Here is a 14328-nt window from a genome sequence, read left to right as displayed (position 1 = left end):
AATACGCCATGCAAACCACGCCCTCTGGCCTGCAATACGAAGACACCACCGTCGGCGCCGGCGCCGAAGCCACCGCCGGCAAGCACGTCACCGTGCACTACACCGGCTGGCTGTACGAGAACGGCCAGGCTGGCCGCAAGTTCGATTCGAGCAAGGACCGCAACGACCCGTTCGTGTTCCCGCTGGGTGCCGGCCATGTGATCCGCGGCTGGGACGAAGGCGTGCAGGGCATGAAGGTGGGCGGCGTGCGCCGGCTGGTGATCCCCGCCGACCTCGGCTACGGTGCCCGCGGCGCCGGCGGCGTGATCCCGCCGAACGCTACCCTGCTGTTTGAAGTGGAACTGCTGGCGGTCTAAGCCGGCAGCAAGGTTGTCGCGCCTGCACAGGCAGGGGCGACAACCGCGGCAACTACCCGTCTTGCTGGCGCGCCCGCGCCTCAGAACCCGATCGCGGCGTTGCCGACATCGACGCGGACCTTGTCCCGGTCCAGCAGCCGCGCCGCATGGCGGGCATAGTCCTGCGCCCAGGCAGGATCGCCGGAGAAACGCGCCTCTCCGGAAAACTTGGCGACATTCAGGATCTTGTCGATCACCAGCACCTTGCCGACCGGGCTCGACGCCTGACAGCCCAGCTCGGTGTATTCCCGGTCGAACCAGCGCCACGCGGCGTCCTCGGTGACCGCGGCCAGCTCGTCCGTGCCGATCGTGAAGTCATATTCCTTGCCACTGCCGAACACCACCGTAAGCGTGCGTGCCATCGCGGGTTCCCCCTGTGAATTGAGGCCACCATTGTAAGGACATGGCAGCCGCGCCGGCCAGCAATTCACGTGCACCTGATCGCGGACAAAGGTGCGGCAGCACCCGTCCGCGGCGAGTGACAGAGGCGGCACGCCGCGCCAAACGTTGTCAGGCGCCCACACCCGTGCCGGTTGCTCAGGCAATTCTGAGAAAAACTGGCACTTATGTCATTTCCCCCACCTTCCCGTGGCGCCGCTTTGATTTATGCTTCCACCATGGCCATCACGCGACAGGACCTCGAATCCGACCGTCTGCGCACCTCGCTGTGCAGTACTCCGGTCGCGTCCTCGCTGCTGCCGGAAGCCGTGCTCGAGCAGTCCCTTTCCGACACGCTGGCGCGCCGCCCGGAAGATCCCGCGCTTGGCGGCGATGTCTGGCTGTTCGGCTATGGTTCGCTGATCTGGAACCCGATGGTGGTGCACACCGAGCGCCAGCGCGCCACCGTGCACGGCTACCACCGCGGCTTCTACCTCTATTCCCGCATCAACCGGGGCACCTGGGACAACCCGGGCCTGGTACTGGGCCTGGACCGGGGCGGCTGCTGCCACGGCATGGTGTTCCGCATCCCCAGCCATGTGGTCGAGCAGGAATTCCGCGTGCTGTGGCGCCGCGAGATGCTGACCGGGGCCTACCATCCGCGCTGGCTGCGCATCCGCACCGGGGATGCCAGCGCGCCTGAGCAGCGTGCCCTCGCCTTCGTCATGAACCGCTCGCACGAGGCCTACGCCGGCCGGCTGCCGGATCCCAGCGTGGTCGAGCGCCTGCGCCACGCTGCCGGACTGTACGGCCCCGCGCGCGAATACCTGCAGCAGACCTTGCTGGGCCTGGCCACCAACGGCGTCGACGATCCCTACCTGGGCAGGCTCTGGCGCCAGCTGCAGGCCAACGATGCCGCCGACGCCGAGCGCGCTGCGCACGCCGCCCGCGACGACGCAGCGCCCCTGCCGGCCAGCCCCCACGAAACCGTCTGAGCCAAGGAGCTGCCGCCATGACGCGCCCCGCCGCCCGCACCCGCAGACAGGCACTCAACGAGCTGCTGGGCCTGATGGGATTGCTGATGGGGGGCGGCCTGCTGGCGGCCCAGGGCGGGCAAACCCTGGCGGCACGGCCCGCCGGCGGCGCGGCCAGCCAGCCCGCCGCCCGAGCGCCGCGCAGCGCGGCCATGCAGCCGCCGCCACGCCGCGACACCATCGGCACGCTCGACCGCAACCTGATCACCGCCGCCAGCGCCGGCGACCAGGACCTGGTGGCGCGCCTGCTGGCCGCCGGCGCCTCGGCGCGCGCGGCCGACGAGCGCGGGCGCAGCGCCCTGCTGGCGGCGGTGCAGAACCGGCACACCGAAGTCGCGCGCACGCTGCTGCTGGCCGGCGCCGATGTGAACCTGAAGGACACCGAGGCCAACAGCCCCTTCCTGCTGGCAGCCGCCACCGGCCAGGCCGACATGGTGCGCCTGGCGCTGGCGCACGGCGCCGACCTGGCCAGCACCGACCGCTATGACGGCACCGCGCTGATCGCCGCCAGCCAGCACGGCCATGTCGAGGTGGTGAAGCTGCTGCTGAAGGCCGGCGTTGCCGTGGACCATGTCAACGACCTCGGCTGGACCGCGCTGCTGGAAGCGGTGATCCTGGGCGATGGCAGCACCCGCTACGAGGAAACGGTGCAACTGCTGCTGGATGCGGGCGCTGACGCCAACCTCGCCGACCGCGAAGGCGTGAGCCCCACGCGCCATGCGCGCGAGCGGGGCTACAAGACGATGGTGAAGATGCTGATGCGGGTGCGGGGGCATTGAGGGCCGGCACCGCGTAAATAAAAAAAGCTGGTCGGTCGACCAGCCTTTTTCATTGGCTACCCGGCTGCCTCAGGCCGCGGGCCTCTCCTCTGCGCCGGTGTTGCGCGCATTCTCGCATTCCTGCAGATGGCGCCACATCACCTTGCCGGTGCCCGACTTCGGCAGCGCCTCAACGAACTCCACCACGCGCGGGTACTTGTAGGCGGCCATGTTCTCCTTGGCCCATTCGATGATCTGCTCCGGCGTGGTCTTGCCTTTGGCATGGGCGCGCAGCACCACCACCGCCTTGACGGTCTCGCCGCGGTACGGGTCGCGCGTGCCGATGATGCAGGCCTCCTGCACGTCCGGATGCTTGTACAGCAGGTTCTCCACCTCGGCCGGCCACACCTTGAAGCCCGACGCATTGATCATGCGCTTGAGGCGGTCGGTGATGAAGAAGTAGCCCTCTTCGTCCATGCGGCCCAGGTCGCCGGTGCGGAAGAAGGCCTTGCCCTCGAACTCGATAAAGGCGTCGCGGGTGGCGTCTTCCTTGCCCCAGTAGCCCTTGAACACCTGCGGGCCGCTGACGATGATCTCGCCGATCTCGTTGGGCGGCAGTTCCTTGAGCGTGACCGGGTCGACCACGCGCGCGTCGGTGTTGAAGGTCGGCACGCCCAGGCACTGCAGCTTGGGCCGGTCCGACGGGTTGCTGTGCGTCGGCGCCATGGTCTCGGACAGGCCGTAGCCTTCCAGGTAGTTCAGCCCGAACTGCTCGCGCAGGCGCTCGGCCACGGCCTGCGGCATGGCCGCGCCGCCGCCGCCGATATAGCGCAGGCTGGCCAGGTCGAACTGGGCCAGGTTGGGGCTGGCCAGGAAGTCGATCACCATGGTCGGGATATTGGTCCAGTGCGTGACCTGGTAGCGCGAGATCAGGCGGCCGGCCACCTCGCGGTCCCAGCGCGGCAGCATCACCACGGTGGCGCCGCTGTAGATCGGACCGTTCATGCCGTACTGCATGCCGGTGACGTGGAACAGCGGCAGCACCGACAGGATCACCGATTCGGCGCCCGAGCCCGACCAGGTTGAGCCGCCGACGATGTTGTGCATCACCGAGCGGTGCGTATGGATGCAGCCCTTGGGGAAGCCGGTGGTGCCCGAGGTGTAGGGCATCACCGCCATGTCGTCCGGGCCGGCGGTGTGCGGGCCGGGCTGCAGGCCGGCACCCAGTGCCTCGGGCCACGCGGTGGCGCCCGCGGGCAGCGGATGCGGCGTGGTCAGCCAGGCCGGCGGCGCGTCTTCCGGATGTTCGTGCGTGGGCGGCAGCGCGTCGGCATACTGGGTCACCAGCATATGCTCCAGGCGCTCGGCCGGCGCCAGCTCCGCCTGCGCCTGCTCGACCCCGGCGGCCAGGTCGGCGGTGAAAATCGCCACGCGCGCCTGCGCGTCGGTCACGTAATGCTTGAATTCCTCGGCACGGTTCATCGGGTTGACCGGCACCACCACCGCGTCGGCGCGCAGGATGGCGTAGTAGCTGACGATGAACTGCGGGCAGTTCTGCATGTACAGCAGCACCCGGTCGCCCTTCTTCACGCCCGCCTTCTGCTGCAGCCAGCCGGCCAGGGCGGTGGCCTGCGCCTCCAGCTCACGGAAGGTGATGGCATTGCCGAAGTAGCGGATCGCGGCCTTGTCGGCATAGCGGAGCGCCGAGACTTCCAGGTTGGCCCAGAGCGAGGTCTCCGGCAGCACGATGGCGGTCGGCAGGCGCTTCGGCCAGAACTGGAAATGCGGGCGAGCTGGGGTCTGCATGCAAGGTCTCCTGTGCGGTCTCGCGGACCGGGGCTTTTGGTATGATCAAGGACTATAACCGAACGATCGTTCTATTTTCAACCGCAGACTTTCCCGAACCCTGCGGGCACGGTATTGGCACAAGGCGTTGCATTCGGCGCCTTCGCCCTCACAATAGGGGTATAGATTGCCTTGCCCCTTCGGGCGGCCCGCCCGGGCTGGCCGCTCCCGCCTCTCCCCGATCCAGGATTTCCCATGAGCGACGTGACCCTGCAGAATTTCGAAACCGAAGTGATCGAGGCCTCGCGCCAGGCGCCCGTGCTGGTCGACTTCTGGGCGCCGTGGTGCGGCCCCTGCCGCACGCTGGGCCCGATGCTGGAACGGCTGGAATCCGAGGCCGGCGGCCAGTGGAAGCTGGTCAAGGTCAATGTCGACGAGAACCAGGACCTGGCCGCGCACTTCGGCGTGCGCAGCATCCCGCATGTGGTGGCGATTGCCGACGGCCAGGCGGTGGACCAGTTCATCGGCGTGCTGCCCGAGTCCGGCCTGCGTGAATTCCTCGGACGGCTGATGCCCAGGCCCGCGCAGACGGCCCTGCATGACGCGCTGCAACTGGCCGCCGAGGGCGACCGGGCCGGCGCCGAGGCGAAGTTCGACGAAGCCATTGCGCTCGACCCCGAGACCGACGCCGCCCGGCTGGCCTATATCGGTTTCCTGCTGGACGGCAATGCCATCGCCGAGGCCAGGTCGCAGTTCGAGGCCCTGTCGCCGCAGGCCGCGCAGCAGGACGCCCATGCCGCGCTGCGCATGCGCATGGATGCGATGGAGGGCCTGTCCGGCCTGCCGGACGAGCCCACCCTGAGCGCGCGCATTGCCGCCGACCCGCGCGACCTGGCGGCGCGGCGGGACCTGGCCAGGCTGCTGATCGCGCGCCAGCAGTACGAGCCGGCGCTGGAGCAGTTGCTGGAAATCGTGCGCACCGATCGCACTTTCGAGGACGATATCGGCCGCAAGACCATGCTGTCGGTGTTCGAGATGCTGGCCGACCTGCCCGACGTGGTGTCGCACTGGCGCCGCCAGCTGAGCACGGCGCTGAACTGAACGGCCGGGCCGCGGGCCCCGGCGCGGTAAACTGGCGGACTCAGTTCCGCCATTTTTCCTGCCATCCGCCATGCCAGCGCCCCGCCTGATCGACTTCAAGACCGAGCCCGCCCCCAGCCACGACCGCCCGCGCCCGGACCGGCTGGTGTCAGGCAACCCCGACCGCACCACCTGGACGCACTACAGCGCGCAGCACGGCGATTTCGACTGCGGTATCTGGGCATGCGAGCCCGGAGCCTGGCGCATCGCCTTTCCGGCCGGCAAGGAAGAGTTCTTCCATGTCATCAGCGGCCGCATCCGCATCAGCAACGATGCCGGCCAGGCCAGCGACTTCGGCCCCGGCGACGCCTGCGTGATCCCGGCCGGCTTTACCGGGCTGTTCGAGGTGCTGGCACCGGTGCGCAAGTATTTCGTGGTGATCGACCGCGACTCCGCCCACCCGGCCTGACTGCGCTCAGGCCGCCGTGACCGGGCCTTCGACCAGCGTGAAGCCGTGCTCGCGCATATGCTCCACCATCATCGCGTCCATCGACTTGACGTGATGGTCGAACCAGCCCGAGAGCTCGGCCACCAGGCGGCGGCCAAGCTGGAACTCGGCATCGGTGTGCACCTTGTCGCGCACCGCGGCGGCCACGGCCAGCACCTGCTGGTGCTCGCCCGCGTGGCAATGGCGCGGGCCGAAGCCCATCGCCTCCATCCACTGCTCTTCCTGTGCGAAATGATGGCGGGTATGGTCGATCCATTCGTCCATCGCCGCCAGGAAGCCGGCGTCGTCGGCGCCGGCCACCGCGGCCAGCAGCTGCACGAACTCGGCATGGGTGGCGTCGGTGACCGGTTCGCCCAGATGGAGGTGGTCCGGCAGGCCGGCGGAGGAAAGCTGGTCTTTGGCGTCCATGGATCGACGGCAATCGTGGGAGAAAACGGCAAGGATACCGAATCGGCGCGGCCCGGGCCTGATCTGGCGCAAGCCCAGGGGGTATGCTGTGGGCGATGCGCCCTGTCCGCTACACCAAACCCTCATGCCAAGACTGATCTTCTTCTGCGGCCATGCCGGCACCGGCAAGACCACCCTCGCCCACCGCCTGATCGGCCCGCTGATGCAGGCCACCGGCGAGCCCTTCTGCCTGCTCGACAAAGACACCCTGTACGGCCGCTACAGCGCCGCGGCCATGGCCGCGATCACCGGCGACCCCAATGACCGCGACAGCCCGGCCTACCTGAACAACCTGCGCGACCCGGAATACCAGGGCCTGCTCGACACCGCGCGCGAGAACCTGGCGCTGGGCATCAGCGTGATCGTGATCGGCCCGCTGTCGCGCGAGGTCAAGGCCCACCTGCTGCATGACCCCGGCTGGCTGCACGTGCCCGCCGGCACGACGGTGCGCACGGTCTGGGTCCATCTGCCTGAAGACGAGGCCCATGCGCGCATCATCCGGCGCGGCAATCCCAACGACGCCTACAAGCTGGGCCACTGGGAAGCCTACCGCACCCGGCGCTTCATGCCGGCGCCCGCGGATTATCCGGAGCTGATCTTCTTCGACAACCTTGCACCCGGCGACGCCGAGATCGACGGGCTGCTGCGCGCGCTGAGCGCCTGAGCGGCCCGGGCGGCTTCAGCCGCGCGCGATCGCGCCGATCACCGCCGACGCCGCGACAAAGCCGAACACCGCCGTCACCGCCACCGACGAGCCAAAGCCCGCGCAGGCCAGCCCCTGCGGGCCGCGCATGGCCGGCTGGCCCGGCTGCAGGTCCAGCGGCGGCGCCTCGTCGATCTCGCAGGCCTGCTGCTCGGGCTCGGGATATTGCAGCGGCTCGTCCGAATAGACCGCGGCGATGCCGAACTTCTTCTTCGGGTCGCGCGTAAAGCCCCATTGCTTGCGCAGGCCGGCGCGCACCTTGGACAGCAGCGGATCCTGGATCGTACGCGCCAGGTCGTCGATGCGCACGCGCGTGGGGTCGAGCTGGCCGCCCGCGCCGCCGCAGGTGATCACCGGCACGCCCTGGCGCCGGGCCCAGCCGAGCATCCCAGTCTTGACGCGCACCGCGTCGATGGCGTCGATGACGTAGTCATAGCCGGCGCCGAGCAGCTCGGGCACGTTGTCCGGCGTGACGAAATCATCGACCTGCGTTACCCGGCAGCGCGGGTTGATGGCCACGATGCGCTCGGCCATGGCCTCGACCTTGGCGCGCCCGTAGGCGTCGCCCAGCGCATGGATCTGGCGGTTGGTGTTGGACAGCGCGATATGGTCCAGGTCGATCAGCGTGATGCGCCCGACCGCATTGCGCGCCAGTGCCTCGGCCGCCCAGCTGCCGACGCCGCCAATGCCGACCACGCACACGCTGGCCGCCTCCAGGCGGGCCAGGCCGGCGGCGCCGTAGAGCCTTGCCACGCCGCCGAAGCGGCGGTGGTAGTCATCCTCGGCCGGGCTTTCGTGGGTCAGCGGCTCGGGCAGGCCGGCCAGGTCGTGTGCGGCATCGTTCATGCTGGAGGTATCGGGTCGATGGAGTGCGGCAGGGTCGGCGCTTGGCTGCGCGGGGCAAGAATCCGGCATTTTCCGGCGGCGATGTCAGCCAATCCCCGACAAAGACAGGAAGCGCGCAACTATACAATAGACGTGCAGTGGTCCGTTCGCCGCCCCGCGCTGGCTTGGGCGGCCCCGGCCCTGCCCCCCGCCAGACAGGAGAGCCCGCCTCATGCCCGTGCGCCGCAAGGTTGTTCTGTGGAGTGTGCTGACACCCATCGCGCTGATCGCGCTGCTGGTGGTCGTGATCCTGACCTTCGACTGGAACCGCCTCAAGCCCTGGCTCAATGACCGCGTCACCGAGGCCATCGGCCGCCCCTTTGCCATCAACGGCGACCTGACCGTGACCTGGCGCCGCGGTGAGGGCGAGAAAGGCTGGCATACGCTGGTGCCGTGGCCGCGGCTGTCGGCGCGCGACATCACCATCGCCAATACCGACTGGGCCAAACAGCCCAACCTGGCAACCGTGCGCGAGCTGATCTTCGTGCTGCGTCCGATACCGCTGCTGGCGCACCAGATCGCGGTGCCGACCATTGTCGTCGACAGCCCGGCGGTGTGGCTGGAGCGCCTGCCGGACGCCCGCAACAACTGGACCCTCGAGTTCGGCCCCAAGAAGGGCCCGTCCGAATGGGAGCTGCATATCGGCGAGGTGGTGCTGGCGCGCGGCAACCTGGCGCTGGCCGACCAGCTCAAGAAGATCGAGCTGCAGGCGGAGCTCGACACCATCGGCGGCAGCCCGCTCTATGACAAGGCCCGCGACGGCGCGCTGGTCGCGCCCGAGGCCTCCGCGGTGCCGCCAGGGCCCCCGGCCAGTGCACCCGGCGCGGCCAGGGCAGCCTCCGCGCCAGCGGCTTCGGCGCCGGGCGTTTCCGCCCCGCCGGCCACGGCCAAGGGCCCCGACGACCGCTACGGCGTGCGCTGGAAAGCCACCGGCCGCTACAACGAGGCCACCATCAACGCCAGCGGCAAGGCCGGCACGGTGCTGAGCCTGCGCAACGCCGACGTGCCCTTCCCGATCCTGGCCGATGTCCGGGTTGGCACCACCCGCGCCGTGATCGAAGGCACCGTGACCAACCCGGCCCACCTGGCCGCGCTGGACGTGCACCTGACCCTGAGCGGCGACAGCATGGCCAGGCTCTATGCGCTGACCGGCGTGGTGCTGCCGTCCACGCCCCCGTACCAGACCCGCGGCCGGCTGATGGCGACGCTGCGCAAGCAGGGCTCGATCTACGAGTACCAGAAGTTCACCGGCCGCGTCGGCGGCAGCGACCTGTCCGGCACGCTGACCTTTACCAAGCGCGAGCCGCGCCCGCTGCTGGCCGGCAACCTGGTGTCCAACCAGCTGCGCTTTGTCGACCTGGCGCCGCTGATCGGCGCCGATGCCAAGCCCGGACGCCCCGCCAAGGACAGCCCGGTGGCCCAGCCGGCCGACAAGGCGCTGCCGGTGGCGCCATTCCGCACCGAGCGCTGGGACGAGATCGACGCCGACGTGCGCTTTGCCGGCAAGCGCATCATCCGCGATGCCGACCTGCCGATCACCGACCTGGTCACGCACCTGAAGCTGCAGGACGGCGTGCTGCTGCTGGACCCGCTGAATTTCGGCGTGGCCGGCGGCAACCTGGTGTCGACCATGCGCCTGGACGGCAAGCGCGAGCCGATGGGGGCCACGGTCGACATGACCGCGCGGCACATGAAGCTCAAGCAGCTGTTCCCCACCTTTGACCTGATGCGCACCAGCATCGGCGAACTCAACGGCAGCGCCAAGCTCTCGGCCACCGGCAATTCAGTGGCGGCACTGATGGCGTCTTCCAACGGCGAAGCCAAGCTGCTGGTCGAGAACGGCACGGTCAGCAAGTTCCTGCTTGAAGCGATGGGGCTGAACGTGGGCAGCGTGGTGATCCGCAAGCTGTTCGGCGACAGGCCGGTGCGGATCAACTGCGGCGTCAGCGACTTTGCCTTCACCGACGGCATCGCGCGCGCGCGCACCTTTGTGCTGGATACGGAAGATGCGGTGGTCGAAACCACCGGCGGCATCGACCTGCGCAATGAAAGGCTGGCGCTGACCATCCACCCGGACTCCAAGGGCCTGCGCGTGTTCTCGCTGCGCTCGCCACTGTACGTGGGCGGCACCATGAAGAAGCCGTCCGTCAGCCCCGATATCGGGGTGCTGGCGCTGCGCGCCGGCGGCGCGCTGTCGCTGGCGCTGCTGGCACCGGTGGCGACTGCGGTGCTGCCGCTGGTGGACCTGTCCCCGGACGGCGAAGACAACCTGTGCGCAACGCTGCTGGCCGACCTGCGCAAACGCCCGGTCGCGCCGCCGCCGGGCAAGACCTACAAGGATCCCAGGACCGGCAAGACCGCCGGCATGACCGCCGGCAGGCCGATCCCGAAGGAAACGCCGGGGACCGCCGCGCAGGCTGACGCCCAGACCCGCCAGCCGGCACGCGCCAGCGAGCGCGAGGAGCGCAAGCCGGCGCCGGCACCGGCGCGCCCGGACAACGATCCCCTGTACAAGGGCGGTTGAGGCGCGTGCAAACCATGGCGCGTCGCCTGGCGGCCACATGTCCGCCCTTGTCTGAAGCAAAATCGCAACACTTTGCCCCGCTGCGACATCCTGCCGCACACAGCCGTTGTACCGCGCCCACGCCGGGCGCATAATTAAACGGCCATTTACAAGAAGTTTAAGCATGGCAAGCATCGGGTGCGGTGCGGGTTCGCCCGCTGCATCCTTCTGAAGGCGCGGCTGCGGCCGCCCTTTGTTTCCTCTTTATTTTCCCGCCTCGGCACGGCCGCCGGCCGCCACGAGCGCGGCCACCGCGAGCCCCCGTTCCCATGTCGCTGCCGCACACCGCCGTCCCGCCGATCACCTGGCTGATCGCGCTGACGGTGTGCAACCACGTGGCCTTCAATGCCAGCCGCGTGGTGGTGTCGCTGTTCGCGATTTCCCTCAAAGCCTCCACCATCACACTCGGCGTGCTGATGTCGCTGTATGCGGTGCTGCCGATGCTGCTGGCAATCCGCGCCGGCAAGCGCATCGACAAGATCGGGCCGCGCAAGCCGATGACCGCGGGCTCGCTGATGGTGGTGGCGGGCACGCTGCTGCCGGCGCTCTGGCACGACCTCGGCGCGCTGTACCTGTCATGCGCGCTGATCGGCGTGGGCTTCATGCTGGTCCAGGTGGCGATGCAGCTGCTGATCGGCCAGGTCTCCACCAACGAGACCCGGCTGCGCAACTACACCTGGCATGCGCTGGGGCTGTCGGTGTCCGGCACGCTCGGGCCGGTGGCGATGGGCTACGTGATCGAGCATGCGGGCTTCCGTCCCGCCTTCATGGTGCTGGTGGCGGTGGCGCTGGTCGGCCAGGCCGGCCTGCAATGGCTGCGTCCGCGCCTGCCGGCGCAAGGCGGCAATGCCGGGCGCATCGCCATCGAGGACGGCAGCCGCCACTCCACGCTGGACCTGCTGCAGCATGCCGAGCTGCGCGCGGTCTTTATCGCCAGTGCGGTGCTGTCCGCCGCATGGGACCTGCACGCCTTCCTGATCCCGATCCAGGGCTCGCGCATCGGCCTGTCGCCGTCGTCGATCGGCTGGGTGCTGGGCGCTTTCGCGATTGCCACCTTTGCCATCCGCGTGGCCATGCCGGCGGTGTCGCGCCGGCTCTCGGAGTGGAAAATCATCCGCAGCGCGCTGCTGGTGGGAGCGCTGGCCTACCTGGCCTACCCCCTGGTCACGCAGTTCTGGCTGATGTGCGGGCTGGCCTTCGTGCTGGGCCTGGCGCTGGGCAGCGCCCAGCCCAATGTCATGAATATCCTGCACACGGCGTCGCCGCACGGCCGCGCCGGCGAGGCACTGGGCCTGCGCTCGGCGGTGCTCAATACCAGCCAGGTGGTGTGGCCGCTCACGTTTGGCGTGGTCGGCACGGCGCTGGGCATGCTGCCGATCTTCCTGTCGATGGCGGGCGCGATGGGCGCGGCCGGCTACTACTCGCGGCGCCAGGGGCGCAAGGTGCTGCCACCGCCGGTTTAGCCGCCGCGGCAGGTGGCGCTGCCGATACGTTTGTCGCCACGCAAATGCGATCCCCGATGCATTCGCTATACTCGAATCAGCCGGACCTGCGGCCCCCGCCCCCGGGCGCACCGCGCATCCCGACCGATATCCTGATGATTGCGACATGACTCAACTTGCCGACCTTCGCCGTAGCTATGTGCTGGGCTCTCTGTCCGAAACCGACGTAGCGCCCGACCCGATGAGCCAGTTCAAACGCTGGTTCGACGAGGCGGTCACGGCCAAGCTGCCCGAACCCAATGCCATGACCCTGGCCACGGTCGACGCCGACGGCCAGCCGTCCGCGCGCATCGTGCTGCTCAAGGGCATCGACGACCGCGGCTTCACCTTCTTCACCAACTATGAAAGCCGCAAGGGCCTGGACCTGGCGGCAAACCCGCGCGCGGCGCTGCTGTTCCACTGGGTGCAGCTGGAGCGCCAGGTACGCGTCGAAGGGCGCGTCGAGAAAGTCTCGGACGACGAGAGCGACGCCTATTTCGCCACGCGCCCGCTGGGCTCGCGCGTGGGCGCCTGGGCCTCTGCGCAAAGCCGCGAGGTGCCCGGCCGCGACGTGCTGGAGCAGCGCGAGCAGGAATACCGCAGCAAGTTCGGCGAAAACCCGCCGCGCCCGCCGCACTGGGGCGGCTACCGCCTGGTGCCGACCGCGCTGGAGTTCTGGCAGGGCCGCCCGTCGCGGCTGCACGACCGCATTGCCTTCCGCCTGCAACCCGGCGGCGACTGGCAGATCGTGCGGCTGTCGCCCTGAAACGGTTGGCACGCGCCTGAACATGCGCCAACTGCGCCGAACGGGTCGGTAGTGGGGTCTTCTGGGCGGTGCGCTGCACAAGCTGCGGAATTGGACTAAAGTGAGACCGGCGTCGCTTGGTTACTCTTTTCTTGCAGCGCTCGAGGATTGGGCAAGGTTCCAGCTCAGTACCAACCTTGCCTGATGCGTCGGCCGCAGCGTGTGCCGCAACCATCGGGAGGTAAAGCGCATGTTTTTCAAGCAAGCCCTGGAAAAGCAACTCGACAACTGGATCGCCGACCTGCGAGAGAATGCCAATCTGCCGGTCAGCTTGCGGCTGTGGAATGGCATCGAATACCCGCTCGGGCACTTCGACAAGCCGGCTGTCACGCTGACCGTACGCGAAGCCGCGGCCCTGCCGCTGCTGCTGACGCCGAGCCTGGACAACCTGGGCGAAGCGTATGTGCAGGAGAAAATCGACTTCGAGGGCAGGCTGACGGACATCATCAAGGTCGCCTACGGCTTCTCGGCCGCGGCCACGCACCGCGCCGGCGGCGCGCTGTTCAAGGCGGCGCAGCACTTCGCGCATACCAAGCAGGAAGACAAGAACTCGATCCAGTACCACTACGACGTCTCCAACGACTTCTACCAGCTCTGGCTCGATCCCAACATGGTCTACTCCTGCGCCTACTTCGAGCACGGCGACGAAGACCTGGCCACGGCGCAAATCAAGAAGATCGACCACATCCTGACCAAGATCCGGCTGCAGCCTGACCAGACGCTGCTGGACATCGGCTGCGGCTGGGGCGCGCTGGTGCTGCGCGCCGCGCAGAAGTTCGGTGCGCGCTGCGTGGGCATCACGCTGTCGCAAAACCAGTTCGACCTGGCCACCGAACGTGTCAGGGCCGCGGGCCTGTCCGACCGCATCGAGATCCGGCTGCAGGACTACCGCGACACCGCCGGCACCTTCGACCGCATCACCAGCGTCGGCATGTTCGAGCATGTGGGCAAGGACAACCTGCCCGGCTACTTCAGCCGCATCCGCGAACTGCTGGCCGACGACGGCTATGTGATGAACCACGGCATCACCTCGCCCGACCCCGACAACGGCGCGACGCCGATGGACGGCGCCGAGTTCATGGACCGCTATGTGTTCCCGCAGGGCGAGCTGCCGCATATCGGGCTGGTGCTGCGCACGCTGCAGCAAGGCGGCCTGGAAGCCTTCGACGTCGAACTGCTGCGCCGCCACTACGCGCAGACGCTGCACTACTGGGCCGACAACTTCGAGGCCCGCGGCGACACCATCCGCAGCCTGGTCGGCGAGAAGAAATACCGCATCTGGCGGGTCTACCTGGCCGGCTGCGCACATGCCTTCGAGACCGAGAAGATGTCGATCTACCAGGTGCTCTGCCACAAGGCCGGGCTGCCGGCCGATACCCTGCCGTGGTCGCGCCGCTATATCTACGACCAACCCATTGGCCGCAACGACTGAAGGCAACGCCGGCGATTGACTGAAGACCTCTTTGGCGGGCTGCTCCAGCCCGCCCCCCCACCCCCAGCGGAGCC

General features: G+C 68.6%; 14 protein-coding genes. 10 read left to right on the top strand and 4 right to left on the bottom strand.

The genetic code is table 11. From position 1 onward, the window contains the following. The first annotated feature begins 8 nt into the window (after nt 1-8). On the top strand, nt 9-356 hold the full coding sequence (locus AC3WRR_RS06675; protein WP_010813699.1) for an FKBP-type peptidyl-prolyl cis-trans isomerase: 348 nt from the start codon (nt 9-11) through the stop codon (nt 354-356). An 80-nt stretch (nt 357-436) separates the two neighbouring features. On the opposite strand, the gene AC3WRR_RS06670 is transcribed toward AC3WRR_RS06675, so the two are convergent. Continuing rightward, a complete protein-coding gene (locus AC3WRR_RS06670; protein WP_492296502.1) occupies nt 437-757 on the bottom strand; it encodes a hypothetical protein in 321 nt (106 codons plus the stop codon). Nucleotides 758-1012: 255 nt separating this feature from the next. Between AC3WRR_RS06670 and AC3WRR_RS06665 the strand changes: the two genes are divergently transcribed. Beyond that, nucleotides 1013-1768: a gamma-glutamylcyclotransferase gene (locus AC3WRR_RS06665; RefSeq protein ID WP_010813701.1), complete on the top strand. Its 756-nt coding sequence runs from the start codon at nt 1013-1015 to the stop codon at nt 1766-1768. Between the two features lie 17 nt (nt 1769-1785). Beyond that, nucleotides 1786-2586 (top strand): ankyrin repeat domain-containing protein, encoded by an 801-nt coding sequence (locus tag AC3WRR_RS06660; RefSeq protein WP_010813702.1) that lies wholly within the window; start codon nt 1786-1788, stop codon nt 2584-2586. A gap of 69 nt (nt 2587-2655) precedes the next feature. On the opposite strand, the gene AC3WRR_RS06655 is transcribed toward AC3WRR_RS06660, so the two are convergent. Next, nucleotides 2656-4371, bottom strand: coding sequence for a long-chain fatty acid--CoA ligase (locus AC3WRR_RS06655; protein WP_010813703.1), 1716 nt, complete (start codon nt 4369-4371; stop codon nt 2656-2658). A 234-nt stretch (nt 4372-4605) separates the two neighbouring features. Here AC3WRR_RS06655 and trxA point away from each other — a divergent pair, with 234 nt between their 5' ends. Together trxA and AC3WRR_RS06645 are read left to right on the top strand one after the other, a co-directional pair. Beyond that, nucleotides 4606-5451, top strand: a complete 846-nt coding sequence (gene trxA, locus AC3WRR_RS06650) for a thioredoxin (protein WP_492296500.1) — start codon at nt 4606-4608, stop codon at nt 5449-5451. A 70-nt stretch (nt 5452-5521) separates the two neighbouring features. Beyond that, complete coding sequence (locus AC3WRR_RS06645) at nt 5522-5899, top strand: cupin domain-containing protein (protein WP_492296498.1); 378 nt, start codon at nt 5522-5524, stop codon at nt 5897-5899. A gap of 6 nt (nt 5900-5905) precedes the next feature. Here AC3WRR_RS06645 and AC3WRR_RS06640 read toward each other — a convergent pair whose 3' ends face one another. Beyond that, entirely contained in the window at nt 5906-6346 is a 441-nt protein-coding gene (locus AC3WRR_RS06640) for a bacteriohemerythrin (protein WP_010813706.1), read from the bottom strand. 124 nt (nt 6347-6470) lie between these two features. Here AC3WRR_RS06640 and AC3WRR_RS06635 point away from each other — a divergent pair, with 124 nt between their 5' ends. Then, nucleotides 6471-7049, top strand: coding sequence for a P-loop nucleotide/nucleoside kinase family protein (locus AC3WRR_RS06635; protein ID WP_010813707.1), 579 nt, complete (start codon nt 6471-6473; stop codon nt 7047-7049). A gap of 15 nt (nt 7050-7064) precedes the next feature. Here AC3WRR_RS06635 and tcdA read toward each other — a convergent pair whose 3' ends face one another. Beyond that, nucleotides 7065-7934, bottom strand: a complete 870-nt coding sequence (tcdA, locus tag AC3WRR_RS06630) for a tRNA cyclic N6-threonylcarbamoyladenosine(37) synthase TcdA (RefSeq protein ID WP_081050145.1) — start codon at nt 7932-7934, stop codon at nt 7065-7067. Between the two features lie 211 nt (nt 7935-8145). Here tcdA and AC3WRR_RS06625 point away from each other — a divergent pair, with 211 nt between their 5' ends. From AC3WRR_RS06625 to AC3WRR_RS06610, 4 genes are all read left to right on the top strand, one after another. After that, entirely contained in the window at nt 8146-10497 is a 2352-nt protein-coding gene (locus tag AC3WRR_RS06625; RefSeq protein ID WP_439670844.1) for an AsmA family protein, read from the top strand. 308 nt (nt 10498-10805) lie between these two features. Then, nucleotides 10806-11999 (top strand): MFS transporter, encoded by a 1194-nt coding sequence (locus tag AC3WRR_RS06620; protein ID WP_010813710.1) that lies wholly within the window; start codon nt 10806-10808, stop codon nt 11997-11999. A gap of 145 nt (nt 12000-12144) precedes the next feature. Continuing rightward, entirely contained in the window at nt 12145-12783 is a 639-nt protein-coding gene (gene pdxH, locus AC3WRR_RS06615; protein WP_010813711.1) for a pyridoxamine 5'-phosphate oxidase, read from the top strand. Between the two features lie 229 nt (nt 12784-13012). Beyond that, nucleotides 13013-14254 carry an SAM-dependent methyltransferase gene (locus tag AC3WRR_RS06610; RefSeq protein WP_010813712.1) on the top strand — a complete coding sequence of 414 codons (1242 nt, stop codon included), beginning with the start codon at nt 13013-13015 and terminating at the stop codon, nt 14252-14254. Nucleotides 14255-14328 lie beyond the last annotated feature (74 nt).

Source organism: Cupriavidus sp. FW305-3-2-15-C-LB2, assembly GCF_058787575.1.
The sequence above is the reverse complement of the archived record's forward strand: the minus strand, read 5'-3'. Positions and strand labels throughout refer to the sequence as shown.

Excerpts from the sequence above, each read along its gene's own strand:
- AC3WRR_RS06620 (WP_010813710.1), top strand. The coding sequence starts at position 10,806 with ATGTCGCTGCCGCACACCGCCGTCCCGCCGATCACCTGGCTGATCGCG.
- AC3WRR_RS06670 (WP_492296502.1), bottom strand. The coding sequence starts at position 757 with ATGGCACGCACGCTTACGGTGGTGTTCGGCAGTGGCAAGGAATATGAC.
- AC3WRR_RS06635 (WP_010813707.1), top strand. The coding sequence starts at position 6,471 with ATGCCAAGACTGATCTTCTTCTGCGGCCATGCCGGCACCGGCAAGACC.
- AC3WRR_RS06645 (WP_492296498.1), top strand. The coding sequence starts at position 5,522 with ATGCCAGCGCCCCGCCTGATCGACTTCAAGACCGAGCCCGCCCCCAGC.
- AC3WRR_RS06660 (WP_010813702.1), top strand. The coding sequence starts at position 1,786 with ATGACGCGCCCCGCCGCCCGCACCCGCAGACAGGCACTCAACGAGCTG.
- AC3WRR_RS06610 (WP_010813712.1), top strand. The coding sequence starts at position 13,013 with ATGTTTTTCAAGCAAGCCCTGGAAAAGCAACTCGACAACTGGATCGCC.
- AC3WRR_RS06625 (WP_439670844.1), top strand. The coding sequence starts at position 8,146 with ATGCCCGTGCGCCGCAAGGTTGTTCTGTGGAGTGTGCTGACACCCATC.
- trxA (WP_492296500.1), top strand. The coding sequence starts at position 4,606 with ATGAGCGACGTGACCCTGCAGAATTTCGAAACCGAAGTGATCGAGGCC.
- tcdA (WP_081050145.1), bottom strand. The coding sequence starts at position 7,934 with ATGAACGATGCCGCACACGACCTGGCCGGCCTGCCCGAGCCGCTGACC.
- AC3WRR_RS06665 (WP_010813701.1), top strand. The coding sequence starts at position 1,013 with ATGGCCATCACGCGACAGGACCTCGAATCCGACCGTCTGCGCACCTCG.
- AC3WRR_RS06655 (WP_010813703.1), bottom strand. The coding sequence starts at position 4,371 with ATGCAGACCCCAGCTCGCCCGCATTTCCAGTTCTGGCCGAAGCGCCTG.
- pdxH (WP_010813711.1), top strand. The coding sequence starts at position 12,145 with ATGACTCAACTTGCCGACCTTCGCCGTAGCTATGTGCTGGGCTCTCTG.
- AC3WRR_RS06675 (WP_010813699.1), top strand. The coding sequence starts at position 9 with ATGCAAACCACGCCCTCTGGCCTGCAATACGAAGACACCACCGTCGGC.
- AC3WRR_RS06640 (WP_010813706.1), bottom strand. The coding sequence starts at position 6,346 with ATGGACGCCAAAGACCAGCTTTCCTCCGCCGGCCTGCCGGACCACCTC.